This is a genomic window from Cupriavidus sp. FW306-1B-F12B, from assembly GCF_058781795.1.
Genome location: NZ_JBYSXC010000016.1, coordinates 44,078 through 68,759, shown reverse-complemented (window position 1 = coordinate 68,759; position 24,682 = coordinate 44,078). Strand labels below are relative to the sequence as shown.

The window sequence follows — 24,682 nt, the reverse complement described above, 5'->3', positions numbered from 1 at the left end:
ACCCTCTGAATCAGACGCGCCGGCCAACCTGGCAAAACAAGCGCGCACCCCGACATCCCGGAGGTAGACAACGTGCCCAACATCAGCAACATGAACGTGTCGCTGCGCCAGCTGCGCGCGTTCATCGCCGTGGCGCAGGAGCGCCACTTCACCCGCGCGGCCGAGAAGCTGGACCTGTCGCAGTCGTCGGTCAGCGCGCTGATCCACGAGCTGGAAGGCAACCTCGGCCTGAAGCTGTTTGACCGCCACACGCGCCAGCTGCACATCACACAGGCGGGCGCGGAGCTGTTGCCGCTGGTGAAGAAGGCGGTGGCCGATATCGACAGCGTGATCGAGAACTCCAGCGAGCTGCGCACGCTGGGTCGCGGGCGCGTGTCGATCTCGGCGTCGTCGATCCAGGCGGCGCTGATGCTGCCGCGCGTGATCCGCGAGTTCTGCGTGAGCCATCCCGGCGTGAAGGTGGAACTGCACGACGTGTCCGAGCATGAGGTGACCAAGATGGTCAGCTCGGGCGAGGTGGATTTCGGCATCGGCACCATCCCAGAGGGCCAGCCCGACCTGAGCGCGCAGCGGCTGATGTCCGATCCCTTCGTGATCGTGATGCCGGCGCATCATCCGTTGCGCCGGCGCAAGACGCTGCGCTGGGAAGACGTGGCGGGCCTGCCCGTGATCGGGCCGCACAAGGGCAACCCGATCCGCGACTGCCTGGATACCGCGCTGGCCGCGCGCGGCATTTCGCTGCAGCGGGTGCACGAGGTGTTCCTGCCGCTGACCATGGTGGGCATGGTGGATGCCGGGCTGGGCATCGCGGTGATGAGCGCGGCGGTCACGCGGCTGACTTCCGCGCTGGGGCTGGCCACGGTGATGCCGACCGATCCGGTGATCCACCGCGAGATCTCGCTGCTGGTGCACGCGGACCGGTCGCTGTCACCGCCGGCCCAGGCTTTCCGCGATCTGCTGATGCGCTATCGCGCCAAGCTGGCCGACGCAGGCTGACTACTTCATGCCGGTTCCTTCGCCAGCCCGTGGGCCTGGGGGACCGGCGAGCGGGCGTTGAACAGCAGGTTCAGCAGCACCGCGGTCAGCGTGCCGAGCAGGATGCCGTTCTGGCAGAACTTGGCCAGCAGCTCCGGCATCTGCGCGAAGAACTTGTCCGACACCAGCGGGATCATGCCCAGCGCCACGCTGACGGCGACGATATAGGCGTTCTTCTTGTTCTCGACAAAGTCCACATGGCCGAGGATGCGCACGCCCGTGGCAGCCACCATGCCGAACATCACCAGCGCCGCGCCGCCCAGCACATATTGCGGGATCGAGGCGGCAAAGAAGGCGAGCTTGGGCAGGCAGCCCAGCACGATCAGAATGCCGCCGGCGGTGGCGCAGACCCAGCGGCTGCGCACGCCGGTGACCTGCACCAGCCCCACGTTCTGCGCGTACGAGGTGTAGGTGAAGGTGTTGAACACCGCTCCCACCAGCGCGCCCACGCCGTCGGCACGCAGGCCGCGCGCGAGGTCGTCGCTGCCCACCGGGCGGCCCACGATTTCGCCCAGCGCCAGGAACTGGCCCACGCCCTCGATCATGATCACGATCATCACCACGCACAGCGTGACCGCGGTCATGGCATCGAAGGTGGGCCAGCCGAAGTGGAAGGGCGTGATGAACTCCACCCAGTGCGCGTTGTGCATGCCGTCGAAGTTGACCTTGCCCAGCGACAGCGCGATCACGAAGCCCACCGCGATGCCGATCAGCACCGCCACGTTGCACAGGAAACCCCTGGCAAAGGCCACCAGCGCCAGCACCGTGCACAGCACCGCGGTGGCGATGGCGATGTTCACCGGCAGGCCGAAGTTGGGATTGGGCACGGGGCCGGCCGCCGTGTTGATGGTCGGGTTGCCGCCCGCCGCCCAGTTGATGCCGACGCGCATCAGCGAGACGCCGATCACCAGCACCACCGTGCCGGTCACTACCGGCGGGAACCAGCGCACCATCTTGCCGACATAGGGCGCGGCAATGTAGGTGAAGATGCCCGCCACCATCACCGCGCCGAACACGGCCGGCAGGCCCAGCGACGGATTGGAGCCGGTGGCGATGATCGGCGCGATGGCGGTGAAGGTGACGCCCATCATCACCGGCAGGCGGATGCCGACCTTCCAGATGCCGATGCTCTGGATCATCGTCACCAGGCCGCAGCAGAACAGGTCCGCGGCGATCAGGAAGGCCACCTGGTCCTTGGGCAGCTTGAGGGCGCCGCCGATGATCATCGGCACGGCAATGGCGCCGGCATACATCACCAGCACGTGCTGCAGGCCAAGGGCCAGCAGGCGGGGCGGGGGCAGGACCTCGTCGACGGGATGCACGGGGGCATTCCCTTGCGTAGGCAGGGTGGGGTTCATGCTGTCTCCTTTGGTCGGTATCACGCCGGTTGCGCATTGCGCTAACGTGTCGCCAAGGTCGCCGGCGTTTCCTCTTCGGGATGGTCAGTTGCCATCCTCTCGTGCGAAGCCCGCGCCTGTCCTGTCTTATAAGTCAGCATGACAGCGGCGGCGGGAAGGTACAACGTTTGGGGCGGATTTATCGATCGGGTGAAACGATGAATCCGCCAGTTTCAGCGGGTTATCCCTTACGGCATGTGGGAGCCCGCGCGTTCCAGCCGCTTCAGCAGTGCTGCCGCGCGCGCCATCGCGGCAGGGTCGATGCGCGCGCGGATACCGTCGAAGGCAGGTCCGCGCGTGGCGTCCAGCCCCATGCGTGACGTGGTGCCCACACCCGAGGCCGAGGGGTCGAGTGCGCTGCCAGGCAGGCCGTCGACCACCACCACGTCCAGGTGCGGTTGCAGGTGTGTGGCCATCGCCCACAGCACTTCTTCATCGCGGGTGATGTCGACGTCCTCATCCACCGCGACCACCGTCTTCAGGTACGGATCCCAGCCGAGCAGGCCCAGCATCACCTGGCGCGCCTCGCCTGGGCGGCTCTGGCGCAACGCCACGTAGGCGTGGAAGTGCGTACCGGAGCTGGGGTAGTGCACGGCGGTGACGCCGGGAAAGCGCTCCCTGAGCTTTTCGACCATCTCCGATTCGCGCGGGATGCGGCCCAGGTTCAGGTGTTCGGCCGAGTTGCCGCCGACCACGTCGACCAGCCATGCATCGGTGCGGCGCATCACGCTTTCCACGCGCAACAGGTTGTTGGTTGAACGGTCCGACGAATAGCCGGTGAATTCACCGAAGGGGCCTTCGTCGACGCGCGCTTCGGGATCGATCACGCCTTCAAGCACGATCTCCGCATGCGCTGGCACCAGGATGCCGTGGCGCGGTGTGCGTACCGCTTCCAGCGGCGCGCCGAACAGGCCACCGGCAACGTGGCGCTCGTCCACGCCGTAGGGCAGCCGCGCGGCGCCGGCCAGCATGAACAGCGGATGCGCGCCGATCACCATGGCCACCGGCAGGGGCCGGCCCAGTTCGGTGGCGCGCTGCTGCATGCGCCACAGGTGCCCGCGCGAATGGAGGCTGGTGGCGATCTCGGTGGGCGAGTGCAGCATCGAGCGGTGGTAGCTGGCGTTGCCGATACCGGTGTCGGGATCTTCCGCGATCAGGATCGCGTTGGTGATGTAGGGGCCGCGGTCGCTGGCGAAGTGCTTGATCGCCGGGATCGTGCGCAGGTCGATGTGTTCAGTCTCGACATGGCCGGTGACGGCGCCGCTGTCCAGCACGCGCGGCGCCACCATGCGGCGGCTGCGGGCCTGGTATTCGGCATGGATGCCGGCGGGCGCCACGCCGCCCAGCATGCGCCCCACGCGCTCGCGCGAGGCAAAGAGGTTGGTCGCCAGCGACGTGCCCAGCCCTTCGACGTGGTCGAACAGCAAGGCCGGATGGCGGCCCTGCGCGGCCAGCGCCCACACCAGTGCGGTCGGGTCCTGGTCGGCGCCGACCGGCTCGCGGATATGCAGCACGTCTTCGGGAAAGGCCTCGCGGTAGGCGGCCAGGAACTGGTGGAAGTCCTGCGAGGTGTCGTGAAACGGCTTGCGCGCCGATGCCGCTGAGGCGAAGGGCGCTGAGGGTGAGTTCATGGATCGGCTCCTGTGGTCAGGGTTGGCCAGGGCGAAGGCTGCCCCGGCGGCCGGGAATGGTCCCGGCCGCCGTGCCGTGCCTGCCTGCCGAACAGCTATCGGCTAGCGACTACGTGTCAGCGCGTGCTGGCGTACGTATCCTTCAGCCGCGCCAATGCCTCTTGCTGCGTCTTGGGCGGCGCCGTGGTCTCGATGCCGACCAGCCGGGCGATGTTGTTGCCCATGTAGTCCTCCAGCCCGTCCTCGTCCAGGTCCATGCCCTGCGGCGCGGGGCCGCACAGCATCTCCAGCTCGCGCAGCCACATGCCGGGCTCGTTGGGCGGGGTGTCGGTGCCGAACACGATCTTGTCGCGCGGCAGCTGGCGCGCGAACTCGACGATGCGCGACTGGAAGCACCAGCCCGATTCGCAATACACGTTGGGCGTGTCCATCGCCATCCAGAAGGCCTCGAACGAGTAGTTGCCGCCGGTCTGGATGCCGAAGTGGCCGATGATGAAATTGACCATCGGGAACTCGCGGATGATCGGGTAGAACATCGTCGGGATCGTGTACGGCCCGTCGCCGGTGTGGATCAGCACCACCACGTTGTACTTGGCGCAGACCTTCATCGCCGGGCGCAGCCAGTCCAGCGCGCGATCGGGGCGGTAGCCATGCATGTTGGCATGCAGCTTGAGCATCTTGAAGCCGTATTCCTTGACGTGGAATTCCAGCTCCTGCGCGCCTTCTTCCGGGCCCCAGCGCGGGTTGAAGGTGAAGTTGCCGATAAAGCGGTCGGGGTACTTCTGGCAGAGCTCCGCGATATAGGCCATGTAGTCGCGGATGCCTTCGCGCCCGCGGCGATTGCCGTCGCGGTAGCCGGTGTTGCCCGGCGGCGGCTGGATAAAGCCCATGTCGATGCGGCGCGGCTTGCCGTTGATCATGTAGGGGCCGTCCATCATCTTGAGCATGCGCTCGCCGTTGAAGGGCTCGCCGGTGTGGCGCCAGGCCTCGTCGACGAGATTGGTCGGGTGCAGATGGGTATCGATAATCATGTTGTGTGCTCCGGAGTCCGTTGTCGGTGGCGCGGGCTTGTGTGCGCTTACGCGGCCAGGCGTGCTTTCGCTTCTTCGAGCGTGCGCGGGACCGGCGTCGGTTCCAGGCCGATCATCCGGGCGACGTTGTTGCCGAGGTAGTCCTCCAGCGTGTCTTCATCCAGGTTCAGGCCCTGGGGCGGCTCGAAGCACAGCACTTCCAGCAGGCGCAGCCACATGCCGGGCTCGTTGGGCGGGGTGTCGGACCCGAACAGGATCTTGTGCTTGGGCAGCACCTTGGCGAACTCAACGATGCGCGACTGCAGGCACCAGCCCGATTCGCAGTACACGTTGGGCATGTCCATGGCCATCTGGAACGGCTCGAAGCAATACACGCCGCCGGTCTGCACGCCGAAGTGGGCCATGATGAAGTTCACCGTCGGGAACTCCTTCATCATCGGCACCCATTCGGTCGGGATGCTGTAGGGGCCGTCGCCGGTATGCAGCTTGACCAGCACGCCCAGCTCGGCGCACTTCTGCAGCGCCGGGCGCAGCCAGTCGAGGGCACGGTCCGGGCGGTAGGCATGCATGTTGGCCTGGAACTGGACCATCTTGAAGCCCAGCTTCCTGACGTAGTGCTCCATGGCATTGACGCCGTTCTCGACGCCGCAGCGCGGGTTGTAGACGAAGCAGCCGATAAAGCGTTCCGGGTACTTCTTCACCATCTCCGCGGTGTAGGCCATGTACGCGTCGATAGACTCGCTGCCTGACTTCACGCCGTCGGTGTAGGTGTAGATGGTGTTGCCCTGCGGGGGCTGGATAAAGGCTTTATCGATGCGGCGCGGCTTGCCGTTGATGGTGAACGGGCCGTCCATCATCTGGATCAGGCGCTCGCCGGTGAACGGGTCGCCGTCGTGGCGCCAGGCCAGGTCCACCAGGTTGGTCGGATAACAGCTGGTGTCGATGATCATGGGAGATCCCCTAACAATGACTAGGTTGGACACGCATGCGGCGGGCGTGCGCGAACAACGCCGCGGGGCCGGCCTTGCATGCTGCTATCGGGAGTCTTTGTCAGGGGAGCTGTTGGACCACTGCGCCACCGACGAAACACTCCGTCAGTGAGCAATCTCCAGTTGAACCTCGCGGCATTGCACCGCTGCTGTCCAATCGACCGCTTCTACCCACGCGCTCTTTATACATAGCGCCCGAGCGTTGCGTCAAGCGCATCATGTGTTGCGCCGCACGAACAGCGGGTGCACGTGCATTCCAACCATGGTACGAATCCGCTACATTGCAAGAACCGTGGTGGCAGGCCCGCCGGCGCGGGGCAGGGAGAACTCGGGCCGATTGCTTTGAACGGGGTTTATCACGGGGAAGGGGTGAAAACATGCACGGCAACTTTGCGGTGATGGCGGGGGCCATGCTGTCTGTTGCGCTGTCAATGGCGCTGGGCGGCTGCGGCGGGGATGGGGGCCAGACGGAAATGGTGTCGCCGACGGCGACGACCACGGCGGCCACGACAACGAAATACGGGGTAACGGCAACCACCAGCGCCACCACGCGCTGGGCACCGGCGCTCACCGACACCTGGCAGATCCAGCTGACCGGCAAGCTCAACACCAGCTATGCGGTGACCGCCTACGACTTCGACCTGTTCGATACGCCGCAGGCCACCATCGCCGCGCTCAAGGCCCAGGGCCGGCGCGTGATCTGCTATTTCTCCGCGGGCAGCTCCGAGGACTGGCGCCCCGACTACAACCAGTTTGCCGCCGCCGACATGGGCGCGCCGCTGTCAGGCTGGGCGGGCGAGCGCTGGCTCGATACGCGCTCGGCCAACGTGCGCCGCATCATGCAGGCGCGCATGGACCTGGCGGTCAGCAAGGGCTGCGACGCGGTCGATCCGGACAATGTCGATGGCTATACCAACAGCACCGGCCTGCCGCTGACGGCCGAGACCCAGCTCGACTACAACCGCTTCCTGGCGGCCGAGGCGCATGCGCGCGGGCTGGCGGTGGGGCTGAAGAACGATGTGGAGCAGGTGGCCGACCTGGCGGCGAGCTTCGATTTCGCCATCAACGAGCAGTGCTTCCAGTACCGGGAGTGCGGCGCCTATACGGCGTTCACGGGGCAGGGCAAGCCGGTGTTCCAGATCGAGTACGCCACCAAGTACAGGGACGCGGCCACGCGCGCCGGGCTGTGCGCCAAGGCGCAGGCCGCCAACCTGCGCACGCTGGTGCTGCCCAAGACGCTGAACGGCTCGTTCCGCTACGCCTGCGACGCCTGAGTGCCTGCGCCGGCGGGGGCAGCGCGTTCCAGCTCCCGCCAGGCCAGGTAGAGCCGGGTATCGAATTCCAGCTGGTGGTAGCGCGGCTCCATGTGTTCACAGAGCCGGTAGAAGGCCTTGTCGTGATCGCTCTCTTTCAGGTGGGCGAGTTCGTGCACGACGATCATGCGCAGGAATTCCGGCGGCGCTTCCTTGAACAGCGACGCCACGCGGATTTCCTTCTTGGCCTTGAGCTTGCCGCCCTGCACGCGCGAGATCGCAGTGTGCAGGCCCAGCGCACGCTGGGCCGAATCGAGGCGCGCATCGAAGCCGACCTTGTGCAGCGGCGGCGCGCTGCGCAGGTATTCCTGCTTGATGTCCGTGGTGTATTCGTACAGCGCGCGGTCGGTCTGCACGGTGTGGCGCCCGGGGTAGCGCCGGGCGATATGGTCCCCGAGCCGGCCGGCGGCGATCAGCTCGCGCACCTGGTCCAGCACGCCGGGCGGGTAGCCGCCCAGAAAGCGCATCGGGTCCTTGCCGGCGGGGCGCCAGGTTTCAGTCACGGCAGTGGCCTGCTCAGTGGTGGTGGTGATGGTGGTGCATCCAGCTGTTGTCCAGCGAGTTGACGAAGGACTCGACCGCATCCTTGTCGCCGGTGGCGTGGCGCATCATCTCGCCGCACTTGCAGAAGCCCTGGTATGGGGTGATGTGCGAGCAGGCCGACGTCTTTTGCAGGTACAGCGTGACGGGTTTGGTGCACTTCTTGCACTTGAACTTCAGGGTCAGGGCGGGTTTGCTCATGGCGATGGCTTGGGAAGTCGGCGAAAAATCGAACCTGTCATTGTACCGGCCAGGGCGGAATCAAGCAGGACCGCCTCAGCGCGCCGCGCCTGCCTGATACACTCCCGCCATTCCCGAACAACCCTCCAACACGCACCCATGGCACAGTACGTTTTCACCATGAACCGCGTGGGCAAGATCGTCCCGCCCAAGCGTCACATCCTGAAGGACATCTCGCTGTCGTTCTTTCCCGGCGCCAAGATCGGCGTGCTGGGCCTGAACGGCTCGGGCAAGTCCACGCTGCTCAAGATCATGGCCGGCCTCGACAAGGAAATCGAGGGCGAAGCCACGCCGATGCCCAACCTGAACATCGGCTACCTGCCGCAGGAACCGCAGCTCAATCCCGAGCAGACCGTGCGCGAGTCGGTGGAAGAGGCCCTGGGCGGCGTGTTCGAGGCGCGCAAGAAGCTCGACGAGATCTACGCGGCCTATGCCGAGCCGGACGCCGACTTTGACGCGCTGGCCGCCGACCAGGCCAAGTACGAAGCCATCCTGGCCGCCAGCGACGGCAACAATGTCGAACTGCAGCTGGAAATCGCCGCCGACGCGCTGCGCCTGCCGCCGTGGGAGGCAACGATCGGCAACCTGTCCGGCGGTGAAAAGCGCCGAGTGGCGCTGTGCCGCCTGCTGCTGTCGCGCCCCGACATGCTGCTGCTGGACGAGCCGACCAACCACCTGGATGCGGAATCGGTGGAATGGCTGGAACAGTTCCTGACGCGCTTCCCGGGCACCGTGGTGGCCGTGACCCACGACCGCTACTTCCTCGACAACGCCGCCGAGTGGATCCTGGAACTGGACCGCGGCCAGGGCATCCCCTGGAAGGGCAACTACAGCTCGTGGCTGGACCAGAAGGAAGCGCGCCTGAAGCAGGAAGAGGCCAGCGAATCGGCACGCCAGAAGGCCCTGCACAAGGAACTGGAGTGGGTGCGCCAGAACCCGAAGGGCCGCCAGGCCAAGTCCAAGGCGCGTCTGGCCCGCTTTGACGAACTGAACAGCCAGGACTACCAGAAGCGCAACGAAACCCAGGAAATCTTCATCCCGGTGGGTGAGCGCCTGGGCAACGAGGTGATCGAGTTCGACGGCGTGAGCAAGGGCTACGGCGACCGCCTGCTGATCGACAACCTCAGCTTCAAGGTGCCGCCGGGCGCCATCGTCGGCATCATCGGCCCGAACGGCGCCGGCAAGTCGACCTTCTTCCGCATGCTGACCGGCAAGGAACAGCCCGACAGCGGCGAGATCAGGATCGGGCCGACCGTGAAGATGGCGTTCGTCGACCAGAGCCGCGATGCGCTCGATGGCACCAAGACCGTGTTCGAAGAGATCTCGGGCGGCTCCGACATCCTGACGGTGGGCAGGTACGAAACGCCGTCGCGCGCCTATATCGGCCGCTTCAACTTCAAGGGCGGCGACCAGCAGAAGCAGGTCGGCACGTTGTCGGGCGGCGAACGCGGCCGCCTGCACATGGCCAAGACGCTGATCGCTGGCGGCAACGTGCTGCTGCTGGACGAACCGTCCAACGACCTTGACGTGGAAACGCTGCGGGCGCTGGAAGATGCGCTGCTGGAATTCGCGGGCTGCGTGATGGTGATCTCGCACGATCGCTGGTTCCTGGACCGGATTGCTACCCACATCCTGGCGTTCGAGGGCGACTCGCATGTGGAGTTCTTCCCGGGGAACTACCAGGAGTACGAGGCGGACAAGAAGCGGCGGCTGGGTGAGGAAGGGGCCAAGCCCAAGCGGATTCGATACAAGCCGATTGTGCGGTGATGGGCTCTGTTTGCGATAGAGTGCCGGCCTGCGCGCCTGCACGTTGCTGACAACCTTCACACGCAGCGGGTTTGCTCCCTCTCCCGCTTGCGGGAGAGGGAGCAAACAAGTGGCGCTTCGAAACCGAGGCGCCGCCACAAGCAAGGCCCCGACTCAGTTGAGCGGGGCTTTTTGCTTCGCCTCAGCGGCAATCATGCCTACGCCCGCACCAGCCTGACCCGCGTAATCTCCGACGGCGCCCCAAGCCGCTTCGGCGGTCCCCAATACCCGGTGCCACGGCTGATATAGATCCACAGCGAACCATGCCGCACCAGTCCGGCGGTGTATGGCTGCTGCATCGGCACGAACAGGTTCCACGGCCAGAACTGGCCGCCGTGGGTATGGCCGGACAACTGCAGGTCGAAACCGGCTTCCGCCGCGGCGGCAGCGGTGCGTGGCTGGTGGGCCAGCAGCACGCGCGCGCCGGCGTGTGCCGGGGCGCCGGCGATGGCGCGGTGCGGGTCGCTGCGGTGGCTTTCGTGGAAGCGGCCGGCGGAGTAGTCGGTGACGCCGCCGAGTACCAGCACGTCGCCGTCGTGCTGCAGCACCACGTGTTCGTTCATCAGCACGCGCACGCCCAGGCGGCGCAGCTCAATGATCCACGGCTCCGCGCCGGAGTAGTACTCATGGTTGCCGGTGACGAAGTAGGTGCCGTGGCGCGCCTGCAGCCGGGCCAGCGGCGCGGTGTGCGCGGAAAGTTCGCGCACGGTGCCGTCGACCAGGTCGCCGGTGATGGCGACGGCGTCGGCCTGCAGGCTGTTGACGCGGTCGACGATGCGGTCGAGGTAGGGCCGCTTGATGGTGGGCCCGACATGGATGTCGCTGATCTGGGCGATGGTGAAACCATGCAGGGCGTCAGGCAGGCCGGCCACGGGCACGTCGACTTCGACCACGCGTGCCAGCCGGCGGGCATTGATATAGCCGGCCAGCGTGACCAGCAGCGCCAGCAGCGGCACCGCCACCGCACTGCCCGCGGACAGGCCGGGCGCGTGCCAGCCGAGCAGTTGCCCGGCCAGCCAGGCCGCCGCCAGCGCCACGTCGCGTACCAGCGTCAGCACCAGCAGGGATGAGAAGAATCCCATTGCCAGCATGCCGATCCAGGAAACCAGGTCCGACCAGGGCTGGCTGACGCGCCGCGCCAGCAGCCCGGCCGGCAGCAGGGCGCAGGAGAGGGCCAGCCAGATGACGGCCAGTGTCTTGACCGCCATCGGCACCGGCATCGCCGGCAGCAGGCGCAGCCCGATATAGCCGTGCAGCAGGGCTGTCACGAGGGCGGCGGTCAGGATGGTGGTGCGTGGAGGCATGGGGGCGGGGGCCAGGGGGAGTCTTTGAAGATGAGGCCGCGGGGGGGCGGCTTCAAGGGGCGATGGGGTGGCATCAGGCCAAGCAAGATGCACACCCGCCTCGCCCGCGCGCGTCGCAACGGCGCATTGCGGCTTGACATGGCGGCCCGCCGCCCCGACTCCTACTTGTATGAAGACCGCTGTCGAGGCCGGCTGATCTGTCTTTTTTCTGGCAGATCCTGAATGTTTTCGAATCAGATTGTTCGCCTTTGCGGCCTAATTTAGATTCGCGGGAAGGGCCGCCTGTTGTGCAGCATCGTGCCCGCGGTGCCGGCCCGCCGGCGCAGGCGGCTTCCTCCCGGAGAAACCCATGTCTTTTCGCCTGAAGCAGACCAGCGCCCTGATCGCCGCGGCGTGGCTTGCACTCGCCCCGCTCAGCCCGCACGCCGCCACGCCGGCCAAGCCAGCCGCGGCTGCCCTGAGCTGGCCGCGCAACTTCGACGCCGCCAACGATCACGTGGAGCTGTACCAGCCCCAGATCGAGACCTGGGACGGCAACCGGCTGTCCGGGCGCGCGGCGGTGGCGGTGGGCGAGAAATCGGGTTCGCCGACCTACGGCGTGGTGCATTTCTCGGCCACCGGCGATATCGACAAGCCTTCCGGGCTGGTGCAGCTGACCCGGATCACGGTGGACAGCGTCGAAGTGCCGACGCGGCCCGACGCCGCCGACCGGGTGCGCCAGGCGCTGGTGTCGCGCCTGCCGGCCAACGGGCTGACGGTGCCGCTGGACCAGCTGCAGGCCAGCTATGCGGTATCGCAGCAACTGGCCAAGGCTGGCCGCGTGGCGGTGCGCAATGACGCGCCCCAGATCCTTTTTGCCACCACGCCGACGCTGCTGGTGCTGGTCGACGGCGACCCGGCCTGGCGCGCCGTGCCGGGCACGCAGTACGAACGGGCGCTGAACAGCCGTGCGCTGCTGCTGCGCGAATCCGGCGGCGAGCTGCACCTGAAGGCGGCCGGCTACTGGTATCGCTCCGAATCGGCCGGCGGCGCCTGGGAAGTGATGACGACCGTGCCCAAGGCGCTGGAGGGCGCGGCCACCAAGGCGGCGGCCGGCATGAAGCCCGACACGATGCTGCCGGCCGACGGCAAGCGGCCGGCCAGGGCGCCGGCGATCCTCTTTGCCACGCAGCCGACCGAGCTGGTCATGACCAGCGGCGCGCCGCAGATGACGCCGGTCAGCGGCGTCAGCCTGCTGACGATGTCCAATGCCGACCACGCGGTCTTTGTCGATCCGGCCGCCAACCAGTATTACGTGCTGGTCTCGGGCCGCTGGTTCCGCGCGCCGATGCTGACCGGGCCGTGGGAGTACGTGCCCGGCAGCCAGCTGCCGGCAGACTTCGCCAGGATCCCGGCGACCGATCCCAAGGCCAACGTGCTGGTCTCGGTGCCCGGCACGCCGCAGGCACGCGAGGCCGAGATCGCCGCCACCATCCCGCAGACCGCCACGGTGTCGCGCAGCAAGGCCAGCCTGGCGGTGGCGTATGACGGCGCGCCGCGCTTCACGCCGATCACCGGCACCTCGCTCAGCTACGCGGTCAACAGCGGCACGCCGGTGATCGAGGTCGACAGCAGCCACTACTACGCGGTCGCCAACGGCGTCTGGTTCACGGCGCCGGCACCGTCCGGCCCGTGGCATGTGGCCACCGAGGTGCCGTCGGCGATCTACACCATCCCGCCGACTTCGCCGGTGTACTACGTGACCTACGTGCGCATCTATTCGGTCACGCCGGAGACCGTGGCGGTGGGCTACACCCCCGGCTACATGGGCGTGGTGGTCAGCGCCGACGGCACGGTGGTGTACGGCACCGGCTATGTCTATCCGCCCTATGTGGGCGCGGTCTACTACGGCTACCCGGCCACCTATGGCTACGGCGCCGGCTTTGGCATCGGCATGGCCGAGGGCTTTGCCTTCGGCTTCGCCGCGGGCGCGTTCTGGGGCGCGGCCTCGCCGTACTGGGGCCCTTATTGGTGGGGCGGCGCGTACAACTGGAACTACGTCAACGTGAACCAGGCCAATTTCTACGGCCGCTGGGGCCAGGGTACCGTGACCCACGCCCAGGGCTGGAACGCCTGGACCGGCACCGAATGGCGGGGCACCGCCGGCGCCGGCTACAACCCCGCCACCGGGGCGCGCTACCAGGGCAGCCGCGGTGCGGCGTTCAATCCCTATTCCGGCAACTATGCGGCGGGCCGCCAGGGCTCGTTCGCCAATCCGTCGACCGGGCGCGAGGGCGCCGCGCGCGGCGGCGTGGCCGGCAACACTTACACCGGCAACTATGCCGCCGGCCGCCAGGCGGCGGGCTACAACGCGCAGACCGGCCGCGTCGGCGCGGCCGAGGCGGGCATTGCCGGCAATACGCAGACCGGCCAGCACACTGCCGGCAGCCGTGGCTTTGTCGCCAATCCGGACAAGAACAATGCGGTGGTGTGGAACAACGGCAACGTGTATGCCGGCCACGACGGCTCGGTGTACCAGCACACCGACGACGGCTGGCAGAAGCACACCCCCAGCGGCTGGCAGCCGGTGCAGTCCGGCAACGACGCCACGGCACGGCTGGAGCAGCAGCGCCAGGCGCGCGAGGTTGGCCAGCAGCGCTTCCAGGGCACGGCCCAGCAGTGGCAGGGGCGCGGCGGCGGTGGCGGCTTTGGCGGCCGTGCCGGTGGTTTCCGCGGCGGCGGCTTCCATGGCGGGTTCCGCCGCTGAGCCAGGGCTTGGCAGCCAGCGCGGGCAACTGCGCGGGTGCGGGCGAAAGCAAGTCGAAAGCAGTAAAGACGCCTACAAAAGAATTGAATTGGCGCCTGCAGGGCCGAGCCTTACCCTGCCGGTAAAGAGGCGAGTGCGGCCACCGGTCCGGCGCGACGGAAGGTCGCCGGCGTGCGCGCGCGGCAATCGCGTGCATAACCATGGCGGGAGAGGGATCCGTGAACACTGCTTTCCATTGGCGCGGCGCGCTCTGGCTGGCCTGCGCGATGACGCTGGCCGCCTGCGGCAAGGACAAACCGGCGCCCAGCGCACCGCCCGCGGCGGAGGTCGGCACGATGACGGTGGCGCTGCGCGATGTGCCGATCGTCTACGACTTCGTCGGCCAGACCCAGAGCTCGCAGCAGGTAGAGATCCGCGCGCGCGTCAATGGCTTCCTGGACCGGCGCGTTTATACCGAGGGCGCGGTGGTCAAGGCCGGCGAGACCATGTTCCTGATGGATCCCAAGCCGTTCGCCGCGGCACTGGATGCGGCCAATGCCGAAATGGCGCAGCAGGTGGCGCGGCTCAAGACCGCCAATGCCGACCTGGCGCGGGTGCGCCCGCTGGCCGAGCGCAACGCGCTGAGCCAGCGCGACCTGGACGACGCCGTTGGCAAGCAGCAGGCCGCCGCGGCCTCGGTCGAGGCGGCCCGGGCCAATGTCACCAATGCCAGGCTGAACCTGGGCTATACCACGATCAAGTCACCGGTCACCGGCGTGTCGAGCTTTGCCAAGAAGCAGGCGGGCAGCTATATCGATCCGTCGAACAGCCTGCTCACCTACGTGGCCAAGCTCGACCCGATGTGGGTCAATTTCAGCCTGTCCGAGAACGAGGTGCTGTCGTCACGCTCGGAGCAGGAGTCCGGCGCGCTCAAGTTCCCGCCCAAGGGCGCCTTTGACGTGGTGATCGTGATGGCCGATGGCAGCCAGTTCCCGCATCACGGCAAGATCACCTTTGCCGATGCCTCGTTCAGCGCCGAGACCGGCACCTACATGATCCGCGCCGAGGTCGCCAACCCTGACGGCACGCTGCGCCCCGGCCAGTTCGTGCGCGTGAAGCTGCATGGCGCCGAGCGCACCAAGGCCGTGGCGGTGCCGCAGGAAGCCGTCATCCAGGGCCCGCGCGGGCAGATGGTGTGGGTGGTCGGCGCGGACAACAAGGCCCAGCAGCGCGTGGTCGACGTGGGCCAGTGGACCGGCGACAACTGGGTGATCCGCTCCGGCCTGAAGCCGGGCGAGCGCGTGGTCGTCAGCGGCGGGCTGCGGCTGGCGCCCGACGCGCCGGTCAAGGCCACCGAGGTCGCGTCCGGCCAGAAGCCCCCGGCGGGTGCGGCGCCCGCCAGCGCACCGGGCGCACCGGGTGCGCCAGGCGCGTCATCCCCCGTCCAGGCCGAGAGCACGCAGAGCGCAGGGAGCAAGCCATGAAGCTTGCCCACTTCTTTATCGACCGACCCATCTTTGCGTCGGTCCTGTCCATCATCATCGTGGTGGGCGGCCTGGTCGCGCTGACCAAACTGCCGATTGCCCAGTTCCCGGACGTCACGCCGCCGTCGATCACGGTGACGACTCGATACCCGGGAGCCAGCGCGGAAGTGGTCGCGCAGAACGTCGCGGCGCCGATCGAGCAGCAGGTCAACGGCGCGGACCGGATGATGTACATGAACTCGACGAGTTCCTCGACGGGTGACCTGACCCTGACGGCGTATTTCGAAATCGGGACCGATCCGCAACTGGCGCAGGTGGATGTGCAGAACCGGGTCAACCTGGCGCTGCCGACCCTGCCTGAAGCGGTCACGGCGCAGGGCGTTTCCGTGCAGAAGCGCTCGTCCGCGTTCATGATGGTGATTGCCATCTTTTCGCCGGACAACAGCTACGACCAGACCTTTGTCGGCAACTACGCCAACATCTATGTGCTGGATGCGCTCAAGCGCATTCCCGGCGCCAACCAGTCGGCGATCTTCGGCAATCCGGACTACGCCATGCGGCTCTGGCTGCGGCCGGACCGGATGGCGTCGCTGGGCATCACCACGGAAGACGTCAAGAACGCCGTCAGCGCGCAGAACCAGCAGTTCTCCGCCGGCCGTATCGGACAGTCGCCGACCACGGATCCCGTGCTGCAGACGTTCCCGATTGCGACCAAGGGCCAGATGACCGAGCCCGCCGAGTTCGAGAACATGATCCTGCGCGCGCAGTCGGGCGACGCCGCGCTGGTGCGGCTCAAGGACATCGGCAGGGCCGAACTCGGCGTCAAGGACTATTCGCTGCGCAGCCGCTACAAGGGCAAGACCGCCACGCTGCTGGCGGTCTACCAGCAGCCGGGCGCCAATGCGCTGGACGTGGCCAAGCAGGTGCGCGGCACGCTGGCGGAACTGAAGAAGTCGTTCCCGCCGGGGCTGGAATATGAGGTTGCGCTCGACACCACCGAGTTCGTGAACGAATCGATCGACGAGGTGGTGCACACACTGCGCGATGCGGTGATCCTCGTGATCCTGGTGGTCTACCTGTTCCTGCAGAGCCTGCGCGCAACCATCGTGCCGATCCTGGCCGTGCCGGTGTCGATCATCGGCGCCTTCGTCGGCATGAGCATGTTCGGCTTCTCGGTCAACATGCTGACCTTGTTCGGGATGGTGCTGGCCATCGGCATTGTGGTTGACGACGCGATCGTGGTGATAGAGAACGTCGAGCGCAATATGGTGGAGTTCAAGCTGCCACCAAAGGAGGCGGCCAAGCGTGCCATGGACGAGGTGAGCGGCCCCGTGGTTGCGATCGTGCTGGTGCTGCTGGCGGTGTTCATCCCGGTGGCGTTCCTGTCAGGCATTACCGGCCAGCTCTACAAGCAGTTTGCCGTCACTATCGCGGTGTCGGTGGTGCTGTCCGGGGTGGTGGCGCTGACATTGTCGCCGGCGCTTGCGGCAATCCTGCTCAAGCCCGGCGAGCACAAGAAGAACCGGTTCTTCCAGTGGTTCAACAATTCGTTCGATCGCCTGATCCAGGGGTACGACAAGTCGCTGCAGGTCGTGATCAGGCGGACCGTGATCTCCATCGTCATCATCCTTGTCATGATCGGGGTGAGCGTGCTGATGTTCGTGCGGATACCGTCGTCGTTCCTGCCGGTGGAGGACCAGGGCTATCTGTTCGGTGCCGTGGTCATGCCGGATGCCGCCAGCCTGGACCGCACCGGCAACCTCTCCTCCCGTGCCGAGGCCTGGTACGCCAAGCAGCCCGGCGTCAGCTCGGTGGCGTCCGTGGACGGGTACAGCCTGATCGATTCGCAGAACAAGGCCAATGCTTCCACCCTGTTCATCACGCTGAAGGGTTTCCATGACCGCAAGGAGGGCGAGAGCGCGGCGGACCTGATCGCCAAGGCGAAGAAGGAGTTTGCGGGCTACCAGGACGGTGTAAGCATTCCGATCAACCCGCCCTCGATCCCGGGCCTGGGAACCACCGGTGGTTTTGAGTTCTGGCTCCAGAGCACGGCGGACGGCACCTACCAGCAGCTGGAGGAGCGGGTGCATGCCTTTATCGCCAAGGCCCGGCAGCGGCCAGAGCTGACCGGGATCAATTCCACTATCAACACGCGCTCGCGCCAGTTGCTGGTGGAGGTGGATCGCGAACGTTCCGAAACCCAGGGCGTGCCCGTCGAGCAGGTCTATTCCGCGCTGCAGACCATGTTCGGTTCGCTCTTCGTCAGCCAGTTCCCGAAGAACAGCCGGCTGTTCCAGGTGATCCTGCAGGCCGAGGCCGACTACCGCTCGCGTCCGGAGGATCTCGACAAGGTCTACGTGCGCAACCGCACTGGCGAAATGGTGCCGATCAAGGCGGTGACGACATCCCGGTATGTCCCGGGCGCCGATATCATGACCCGTTTCAACAATTTCCCGGCCGCCAAGATCATGGGCGATGCCGCGCCGGGCTACAGCTCCGGCCAGGCGCTTGCGGCCATGGAGGACGTGGCGCGGGAAGTGCTTGGCCAGGGCTACAGTTTTGCCTGGAGCGGACAGGCGTACGAGGAGAAGACCGCCGGATCGACGGCAGCGATGGTCTTTGCCTTTGCCTTGCTGATGGTGTTCCTGATCCTTGCGGCGCAGTACGAAAAATGGACGCTGCCGTTCGGTGTGCTGCTGGCGGTACCGTTTGCGCTGTTCGGCGCACTGGTTGCCATCCTGTTGCGTGGCATGCAGAACGACGTCTACTTCCAGATCGGGCTGACGGTGCTGATTGCATTGGCGGCGAAGAATGCCATCCTGATCTTCGAGTTCGCGGTGGAAATCCGGCACAAGGAAGGCCTCAGTGCCTACGACGCGGCCTTGCATGCGGCCAAGCTGCGCCTGCGTCCGATCATCATGACCTCGCTTGCCTTTATCCTCGGCTGCGTGCCGCTGGCGATCGCGAGCGGCGCGTCGGCGGCCAGCCGACAGTCGCTGGGCACCGGCGTGATTGGCGGGATGCTCGGCGCCACGGTGATTGCGCTGTTCTTCATCCCGATGTTCTTCTGGGGGCTGGAGGTAATGTCCGAGCGCAAGCCGAAGCCCAAGGTCGGGGCCGCAACCACCACGCCACCGGCCGGAGAACCGTCATGAGCGCACGCCACCGGCTGGCCGGTGCCTGTCTGGCCGCAGCGCTGGGCGGCTGTGCCATCGGCCCGAACTATGAGCGCCCGGCCACGCCCGAGCCGGCCCAGTACCGTATCGATACCGGGGTGCTGTCCGTGGCTGCGGACAGCGCCTGGTGGGACAGCTTCGGCGACCCGGTGCTGAACACGCTGGTCGAGACGGCGCTGCGCAACAGCTACGACGTGCGCATCGCCGCGGTCCGCATCGATGAGTTCCGCGGCCAGCTGATGGTGGTGCGCTCGGGATTCTTCCCGCAGGTGAACCTGTCTGCGGCGGCCACGCGCCAGCGCGCCGGCACCTTCAACGGCACGCCGTTCGCGTCGCTCGATGGCCCGCGCAACTCGTACCAGCTGCTCGCCAATGCCAGCTGGGAGATCGACCTGTGGGGCCGCATCCGGCGCCAGGCGGAGTCCGCCGAGGCCAGCCTGTGGAACGCCGAGTACGCGCGCCGTGGCGTGGTGCTGTCACTGGCGGCATCGGTGGTGCAGGGCTATGCCACGCTGCGCGGGCTGGACGCGCAGCTGGAGATCGCGCAGCAGACACTGAAGGCGCGCGGGGCTGGACTGGATATCTTCCGGCAGCGCTATGAGGGCGGGGTGATCTCGCAGGTTGAGCTGTCGCAGGCCGAGAACGATTTCTACGTGACCGAGGCGACGATCCCGGTGCTGCGCAGCGGCATCGCGCAGACCGAGAACGCGCTGTCGGTGCTGCTGGGCCGCGAGCCCGGGCCGATCGAGCGCGGCAAGCCGGTCAATGAACTGCAGCCTCCGCCGGTGGGTGCGGACCTGCCAGCGGCGCTGCTGTCGCGCCGGCCGGACGTGCTGCAGGCCGAGCAGTCCGCCATCGCCGCCAATGCGCAGCTGGGCGCCGCGCAGGCGTTGTACCTGCCGGCCGTCAACCTGAGCGGGCTGTTCGGCGCCATTGCCAGTTCGCCGGCCGGGTTGTGGCACAGTGCCTCGCAGGTGTGGGGCATCGGTGCCGGCCTGACCCAGCCGATCTTCCAGGGCGGCGCCATCCGTGGCCAGGTGCAGACTGCCTCGGCGCAGCGCGACCAGGCCATGCTGGCCTACCAGGGCACCGTGCTGTCGGCCCTGGCCGACGTCAACAGTGCACTGTCCAACGGCATCGAGACCCGCAACCGCCTGGTCAGCCTGCGCCAGCAGGAGAAGAGCCTGGTGGTCTATGCCGACCAGTCGAGCGCGCGCTACGAGGGCGGCTATTCCAGCTACCTGGAGGTGACCACGGCGCAGGAGAAGCTGTTCGCCGCGCAGCTGTCGGCGGTGCAGGGGCAGGTGGACGTGCTGACCGGCACCGCGGCGTTGTACAAGTCGCTCGGCGGCGGCTGGCCGTCGGTGCCGCAGGATGTGCGCGACGCGGGGATGCAGGGGGATGCGAAGGTGTTGAGGCGGTAGCAGGGGCGGCTGGCGCCTGCCAGCCGCATCGCACTTACCGCGCCGACCATTCCCCTTGCCGCACCCCCAGCGCCGTGACCACGCCATAGGCCGTAATCCCCAGCGCCACCCCCAGGAAGTGTCCGTCCAGCCCCATCCCGAACACGTTCGCCAGCAGCCAGCCCCCGCCCACCGCCAGCGCGATACGGCACAGCCCCGCGGCCACCGGCCAGCGCATGCGGCCCGCGCCCATCGAGGCAAAGTACAGCGCCATGCCCAGGCCGAAGCCGCCGAAGGCCGGCCCTACCCATGACAGCGCGCGCGCGGCGATGGTGATCACTTCGGCGTCATGGGTGAACAGGCCGGCAAAGCGCACCGGCGCCAGGCCCACGGCGGTGCCGGCGGTGCCGGCGATAGCCAGCGCCAGGAACGCGCCGACCCATGCCGTGCGGCGGGCGGTATGCCAGTCGCCGGCGCCCACGGCGCGGCCGACCAGCGCGGTCAGCGCCGAACCCACGCCAAAGGCCAGCGGGATCATCAGGAATTCCAGCCGCGCCGAGATGCCATAGGCCGCCACTGCCGCAGTGCCGTGGTGGCGCAATTGCGCGGTGACCAGGATGGTGGTCAGGTTGGCCACCGAGGCCAGCGCGCACGCCACCAGCCCGACCGACAGGATGCGCGCGAACAGCTCCCACGACGGCCGCACCCGCAGCACCGGCACGAAGCCCGCGCCGCCGCGCGCCACCACGATCGCCATGGCCAGCGCCGCGGCCCACGACACCGCCGCCAGCGCGGCGCCGATGCCGGCCAGCCCCATGCCGGCAGGCTCGGCCAGCAGCCACGACAGTGCGGGGAAAGCGACCCACATCAGCGCCAGCACGCGTGCGGCCAGCGCATGGCGGCCGCCGCCGCGCAGCACCGAGGCCAGCGTATTGGCCAGCCACGCCGGAATCGCGCCGGCACCGAACAACCAGATCGCATAGTTGGCAGCGGCCTCCGCCGCCGTGGCGCCGGCCACCGCGCCCAGCACGCTGCGCGGGAAGCCCGCCAGCACCACCGCAAAGGCCAGCCCGGCGGTCACTGCGATCAGCAGCGCGTGCATGACCAGCGAAGATGCTTCCTCGCGCTTGTTGGCGCCGAGCGCGCGGGCGATGGCCGCGACCACGCCGCCGCCCATCGCTCCGGTCGACATCTGCTGCAGCAGCAGCGCAAACGGCAGCACCACCGCCCAGCCGGCCAGCGCCGCCGTGCCCTGGCGCGCGGCCAGCCAGGTTTCGATCAACTGGGCCGCGGCCTGCAGCACGGCGATCAGCGCGGTCGGTCCGGCCAGCTTGCCGATGCGGCGCGCAATTTCAGTGGCCGGTACCGCCTCGGCGGGCAGGGCGCCCGCGGGCAATGCGCGCGTGTCAGTCATGGCGGGCCTCCCCTGGCTCGCCAACGGTCCCGGCCTCGCCAAAGCGCTGCCGCAGGAAGCGGCCGGCACCCGGGCCGGGCAGGACACGCACATCGTCCAGCGTGATCGCGCTGCCGTCGGCGCGCGCCAGCGCCGGCTCGGCAATCTCGGCGCCGGTGCGGCGGTCCTGCAGCAGCGTCAGCGGACCCTTTTCATCGGTCATCCAGCGGTCGGCCCAGGCCTTGAGCGCGACATAGGCCGGAAAGAAGTCGCGGCCCTTGTCGGTCAGCTGATAGATGTGGCGAGCACCGCCCTCGGGCGTGACGCGGGCCAGCAGCCCGTGCGCCACCAGCGTCTTCAGGCGCGCGCTGAGGATATTGGGGGCGATGCCAAGGTTGCGTTCGAACTCGTCGAAGCGCGTGCTGCCGTAGAAGGCCTCGCGCAGCACAAGGATGGCCCAGCGTTCGCCCAGCACGGCCATGGAGCGGGCCACGGGGCAGGGCATCGAGGTGAAATCGGTAGGGGGCATGGTCTCCGCCGTTCTGGTCCTGTCGGTTTGCTTGCAAAGTGCAAGTTTTCTGGAGCATAGCTTGCAAAACGAAAGTTTGCAGGGCGGGCTGCCACCCTAGGTCCGGAAAGCGTTCGTTCACCGGCCGGCGGTGCCGGCTACGCCACTGCGTCGCGGAACACCTCAAGCTTGTCCAGTTCCTCGCGCAGGAACCCGATCAGCGCGCGGGTGGCCATCGACGGGTGCAGGTTGGGCGTGGTGATGATGAAGAGCTTGTTGCCCAGCCCCTCCGGGCGCCAGTCGGGCAGCACCGGCACCAGCCGGCCGGCGCGCACTTCCTCCCAGCCGATGTAGACCGGCAGCATGCCGATGCCGTGGCCCTCGCGCACGGCGCGCGCCAGGAACAGGAAGTGTTCGGACTGCAGCTTTGGCGTCAGGGCCACGTCCACGCGCTGGCCGTCGCGGTACAGCGACAGCGGGAACTGGCGCGGCGGGTACGGCGGGCACAGGAAGTTGCAGCCGGTCAGGTCGGGCGGCGCTTGTACCGGCGGGATGCCTGCGAGGTACTCCGGCGATGCATACAGTTGCCAGCGGATGTCGCAGATTTCACGTGCCACATGATCCAGCGGCGGCGCCGAGGTGACCTTCAGCGCGACATCGATCTCGGCCGCGATCAGGTCGTTGACGCGGTTGGCGAAGAACACGCGCAACGTAATGCCGGGGTGCTTCCGCGCAAACTGCAGCAGCAGCGGCGCGATATAGGCATCGCCCAGCCCGGTGGGCACGCTCACGCGCACATGGCCGCGCAGGGTCCGGCCCAGGCTGTCGATCTCGGCCTGCGCCGAGGCCACTTCCTGCAGGATGCGCACGCCATGCTGGTACAGCGCATGGCCGGGCCCGGTCAACTCCAGCCGGCGCGTGGTCCGGCGCAGCAGCTGGGCGCCGGCCTGGTGCTCCAGCTCACGCAGCTGGCGGCTGACCTGCGAGCGCGTCACGCCGCGGCGCCGGCCGGCTTCGGCCAGGTTGCCCGCGTCGACGATGTCGACGAAGGCCTGGATCAGGTTGAGGTCCATCGGGGATTGCCTGCAGGATTGTCGCGTCTGGTGCAACATTGTGATTCCGATGCGCGTGATTGTCGATGCACGGCTACGCCGATACAGTGGTCGGCTGACAGAACGGATCGCATACAGGAGACAACAGATGGCCACGGACCTCTGGTTTGAAGACATGCACCGCAGCGGCGAAGAACTGCTGGCGCGCGGCGCCCGCCTGGCCGGCGGCCTGCGCGCGCTGGGCGTGCAGGAGGGCGACGTGGTCGCCGTGCTGCTGCGCAACGATCCGGCCTATGCCGACGTGGTCCATGCCTGCCGCACCGCGGGCTGCTACTACTGCCCGATCAACTGGCACTTCACCGCCGAGGAGGTGCGCTTCCTGCTGACCGACAGCGGCGCCAGGGTGCTGCTGGTGCAGGCCGACCTGCTGCCCGTCGTGCGCGACGCCGTTCCGGCCGGCATGACGGTGTTGTCGGTGGGCGGCCCCGCCGAAGGCGCCATCGACTATGAAAGCTGGCTGGCGCAGCAGCCGGCCTACGACGGCCCGCGCGTGGCGCCGCGCGGCCATATGGCCTACACCTCCGGCACCACCGGCCGGCCCAAGGGCGTGGTGCGCCAGCCGCTGCCGCTGGACCGGCTGGAGGAACAGCTCGCGCGCATGCGCTCGGTGGTGAGGCAGACCTATGGCATCGAGCCGGGCTGCCGCACGCTGATGTCGGCGCCGCTGTACCACAGCGCGCCGGGCTCGTTTATCCAGAACGCGCTGCAGATGGCCGAACGCCTGGTGCTCACGCCGCGCTTTGACGCCGAGCAGGTGCTGGCGCTGGTGGAAAAGCACCGCATCGACGTGCTCTACCTGGTGCCGATCATGTACGTGCGCCTGCTCAAGCTGCCGCCCGAGGTGCGCGCGAAGTACGACCTGTCTTCGATCCGCTTCGTCGCCTCCACCGGCTCGCCGTGCTCGCCCGAAGTAAAGCGCGCGATGCTGGAATGGCTGGGCCCGGTCATCCATGAAACCTACGCCTCCAGCGAAGCCGGCATGATCACCGTGGCCACGCCGGCCGATGCCGCCGCGCGCCCGGGGACCGCCGGCAAGCCGGTCGATGACGCCCAGCTGCGCATCCTCGACGAGAACGGCCGCCCGTGCGCGCCGGGCGAGGTCGGCCTGGTCTACGTGCGCCAGCCGGCTTACCCCGACTTCAGCTACCGCAACAATGACGCCGCGCGTGCCGCCATCGACCGCGACGGGCTGGTGACGCTGGGCGACATGGGCTATGTCGATGCCGACGGCTACCTGTTTATCTGCGACCGCGCCTCGGACATGGTGATCTCCGGCGGCGTGAACATCTACCCGGCCGAGATCGAGCATGAGCTGGTGCGCTACCCCGGCGTGGCCGACTGCGTGGTGTTCGGCATCCCCGACGACGAGTACGGCGAGCGCCTGCTGGGCATGGTGCAGCCGATGCCGGGCGTGGAGATCCGCGAGGCCGAGGTGATCGACTGGCTGCGCCAGCGGCTGTCGGGCTTCAAGGTGCCGCGCAGCATCGTGGTCGAGGCGCAGCTGCCGCGCGATGAAACCGGCAAGCTCGCCAAGCGCCGGCTGCGTGACCGATACTGGGAAGGCCGCCAGCGCCGCGTCTGAGCGCGTGCCCGGC

General features: G+C 67.7%; 18 protein-coding genes. 8 read left to right on the top strand and 10 right to left on the bottom strand.

The genetic code is table 11. The annotated features are described in order from the left end of the window. The first annotated feature begins 72 nt into the window (after positions 1–72). Complete coding sequence (locus tag AC3WLE_RS24105; RefSeq protein ID WP_492353036.1) at positions 73–996, top strand: LysR family transcriptional regulator; 924 nt, start codon at positions 73–75, stop codon at positions 994–996. 5 nt (positions 997–1,001) lie between these two features. Here the strand turns inward: AC3WLE_RS24105 and AC3WLE_RS24100 are convergent, their stop codons facing one another. The 4 genes from AC3WLE_RS24100 to AC3WLE_RS24085 form a co-directional block, all read right to left on the bottom strand. Next, positions 1,002–2,393, bottom strand: coding sequence for a nucleobase:cation symporter-2 family protein (locus tag AC3WLE_RS24100; protein ID WP_492357455.1), 1,392 nt, complete (start codon positions 2,391–2,393; stop codon positions 1,002–1,004). A gap of 227 nt (positions 2,394–2,620) precedes the next feature. Continuing rightward, positions 2,621–4,063, bottom strand: coding sequence for a UbiD family decarboxylase (locus tag AC3WLE_RS24095; protein WP_492357456.1), 1,443 nt, complete (start codon positions 4,061–4,063; stop codon positions 2,621–2,623). A 116-nt stretch (positions 4,064–4,179) separates the two neighbouring features. Next, positions 4,180–5,094 (bottom strand): amidohydrolase family protein, encoded by a 915-nt coding sequence (locus AC3WLE_RS24090; RefSeq protein WP_153955447.1) that lies wholly within the window; start codon positions 5,092–5,094, stop codon positions 4,180–4,182. Positions 5,095–5,141: 47 nt separating this feature from the next. Next, on the bottom strand, positions 5,142–6,044 hold the full coding sequence (locus tag AC3WLE_RS24085; RefSeq protein WP_011616127.1) for an amidohydrolase family protein: 903 nt from the start codon (positions 6,042–6,044) through the stop codon (positions 5,142–5,144). 416 nt (positions 6,045–6,460) lie between these two features. Here AC3WLE_RS24085 and AC3WLE_RS24080 point away from each other — a divergent pair, with 416 nt between their 5' ends. Further along, entirely contained in the window at positions 6,461–7,357 is an 897-nt protein-coding gene (locus AC3WLE_RS24080) for an endo alpha-1,4 polygalactosaminidase (protein WP_492353034.1), read from the top strand. On the opposite strand, the gene AC3WLE_RS24075 is transcribed toward AC3WLE_RS24080, so the two are convergent. Together AC3WLE_RS24075 and AC3WLE_RS24070 are read right to left on the bottom strand one after the other, a co-directional pair. Next, positions 7,339–7,863, bottom strand: coding sequence for a YgjP-like metallopeptidase domain-containing protein (locus AC3WLE_RS24075; protein ID WP_492320447.1), 525 nt, complete (start codon positions 7,861–7,863; stop codon positions 7,339–7,341). The two genes, AC3WLE_RS24080 and AC3WLE_RS24075, sit on opposite strands and share 19 nt — an antisense overlap. Before the next feature lie 49 nt (positions 7,864–7,912). After that, on the bottom strand, positions 7,913–8,137 hold the full coding sequence (locus AC3WLE_RS24070; RefSeq protein WP_010812270.1) for a hypothetical protein: 225 nt from the start codon (positions 8,135–8,137) through the stop codon (positions 7,913–7,915). Positions 8,138–8,275: 138 nt separating this feature from the next. On the opposite strand from AC3WLE_RS24070, the gene ettA reads away from it, so the two are divergent. Then, on the top strand, positions 8,276–9,943 hold the full coding sequence (gene ettA, locus AC3WLE_RS24065) for an energy-dependent translational throttle protein EttA (RefSeq protein ID WP_492320378.1): 1,668 nt from the start codon (positions 8,276–8,278) through the stop codon (positions 9,941–9,943). 197 nt (positions 9,944–10,140) lie between these two features. Here ettA and AC3WLE_RS24060 read toward each other — a convergent pair whose 3' ends face one another. After that, on the bottom strand, positions 10,141–11,286 hold the full coding sequence (locus AC3WLE_RS24060; protein ID WP_492321487.1) for a metallophosphoesterase: 1,146 nt from the start codon (positions 11,284–11,286) through the stop codon (positions 10,141–10,143). A gap of 349 nt (positions 11,287–11,635) precedes the next feature. On the opposite strand from AC3WLE_RS24060, the gene AC3WLE_RS24055 reads away from it, so the two are divergent. The 4 genes from AC3WLE_RS24055 (at position 11,636) to AC3WLE_RS24040 (ending at position 20,095) form a co-directional block, all read left to right on the top strand. Further along, on the top strand, positions 11,636–14,032 hold the full coding sequence (locus AC3WLE_RS24055; RefSeq protein WP_492357592.1) for a carbohydrate-binding family V/XII: 2,397 nt from the start codon (positions 11,636–11,638) through the stop codon (positions 14,030–14,032). Positions 14,033–14,250: 218 nt separating this feature from the next. Then, complete coding sequence (locus AC3WLE_RS24050; protein WP_492357591.1) at positions 14,251–15,495, top strand: efflux RND transporter periplasmic adaptor subunit; 1,245 nt, start codon at positions 14,251–14,253, stop codon at positions 15,493–15,495. Continuing rightward, complete coding sequence (locus AC3WLE_RS24045; protein ID WP_492321484.1) at positions 15,492–18,650, top strand: efflux RND transporter permease subunit; 3,159 nt, start codon at positions 15,492–15,494, stop codon at positions 18,648–18,650. Before AC3WLE_RS24050 ends, AC3WLE_RS24045 begins: the two co-directional genes overlap by 4 nt. Continuing rightward, positions 18,647–20,095, top strand: a complete 1,449-nt coding sequence (locus tag AC3WLE_RS24040) for an efflux transporter outer membrane subunit (protein WP_492321483.1) — start codon at positions 18,647–18,649, stop codon at positions 20,093–20,095. Before AC3WLE_RS24045 ends, AC3WLE_RS24040 begins: the two co-directional genes overlap by 4 nt. A gap of 34 nt (positions 20,096–20,129) precedes the next feature. Here the strand turns inward: AC3WLE_RS24040 and AC3WLE_RS24035 are convergent, their stop codons facing one another. The 3 genes from AC3WLE_RS24035 to AC3WLE_RS24025 form a co-directional block, all read right to left on the bottom strand. Continuing rightward, the gene (locus AC3WLE_RS24035; RefSeq protein WP_492321482.1) at positions 20,130–21,488 is read right to left on the bottom strand and encodes an MATE family efflux transporter; all 1,359 of its coding nucleotides are present in this window, start codon (positions 21,486–21,488) and stop codon (positions 20,130–20,132) included. After that, positions 21,481–21,996: a winged helix-turn-helix transcriptional regulator gene (locus AC3WLE_RS24030; RefSeq protein ID WP_492321481.1), complete on the bottom strand. Its 516-nt coding sequence runs from the start codon at positions 21,994–21,996 to the stop codon at positions 21,481–21,483. The genes AC3WLE_RS24035 and AC3WLE_RS24030 overlap by 8 nt, the downstream gene beginning before the upstream one ends. Positions 21,997–22,133: 137 nt before the next feature. After that, positions 22,134–23,048, bottom strand: a complete 915-nt coding sequence (locus AC3WLE_RS24025) for a LysR family transcriptional regulator (protein WP_492357561.1) — start codon at positions 23,046–23,048, stop codon at positions 22,134–22,136. A 127-nt stretch (positions 23,049–23,175) separates the two neighbouring features. On the opposite strand from AC3WLE_RS24025, the gene AC3WLE_RS24020 reads away from it, so the two are divergent. After that, entirely contained in the window at positions 23,176–24,669 is a 1,494-nt protein-coding gene (locus tag AC3WLE_RS24020; protein WP_492353214.1) for an acyl-CoA synthetase, read from the top strand. The last annotated feature ends 13 nt before the right edge of the window (positions 24,670–24,682 follow it).